This window comes from Rhodococcus sp. ENV425, from assembly GCF_002887785.1.
Lineage (GTDB): Bacteria > Actinomycetota > Actinomycetes > Mycobacteriales > Mycobacteriaceae > Rhodococcus > Rhodococcus aetherivorans.
On the sequence record NZ_PCZU01000294.1, the window covers coordinates 1,722 to 2,527 of the forward strand.

Below are 806 nucleotides of genomic sequence, written 5' to 3' on the forward strand. Positions count from 1 at the left end.
CGTCCGCTCCACCGCGCGGCACCCGTTGTTCCAGGTGGGCCTGTCGTTCCAGAACGTCGCCCAGTCCCGGCTCGAGCTGCCGGGTCTGACCATCGCGAACGTCGACGCGGACATGCAGATCTCCCAGTTCGACCTGCATCTGATCGTCACCGACCGGCACGCCGAGGACGGTGCCGCGGCCGGGGTGACCGGCTTCTTCACCTATGCCACGGACCTGTTCGACGAGTCCACGGTGGCCGGTTTCGCCCGCCGGTTCCTGCGGTTGCTCGAAGCCGTGGTGGCGGACCCGTCGCTCCCGGTGGGCGATGTGCCGCTGCTCGACGACGCCGAGCGGCTCCGGGTGCTCGAGGGCTGGAACGACACCGATCACGCCGTGGACGCGTCGGTGACCCTGCCCGACCTGTTCGACGCGCAGGTGCGCCGGACTCCGGACGCCACGGCCCTGTTCTTCGAGGGTGAGACGCTCACCTACGGCGAGTTCGACATCCGCGTCAACCGGCTTGCCCGTCGCCTGATCTCGGCGGGGGTCGGCCCCGAGTCGACGGTGGCGCTGGCGATGCGCCGGTCGATCGAGCTCCTCGTCGGCATGTACGCCGTCGCCAAGGCCGGTGGCGTGTACGTGCCGCTCGACCCGGATCAGCCGGCCGAGCGGACCGGGTACATCCTGGATGCCGCGGCTCCGGTGGTGGTGCTGACCGCCGACGGGGTCGAGATCCCGGGGGACAGGTCTGTCCCGCGCCTGGCGATCGACACGGCCGACCTGTCGACCTACGCCGGTGCTCCGGTCACCGACGCCGAGCGGCGGG

The 806-nt window shown here is 71.1% G+C and carries 1 protein-coding gene; it reads left to right on the forward strand.

The features are described from left to right. Positions 1-806: AMP-binding protein (locus CQZ88_RS32060; RefSeq protein ID WP_258008839.1), on the forward strand; the 806-nt coding region annotated here is incomplete at both ends.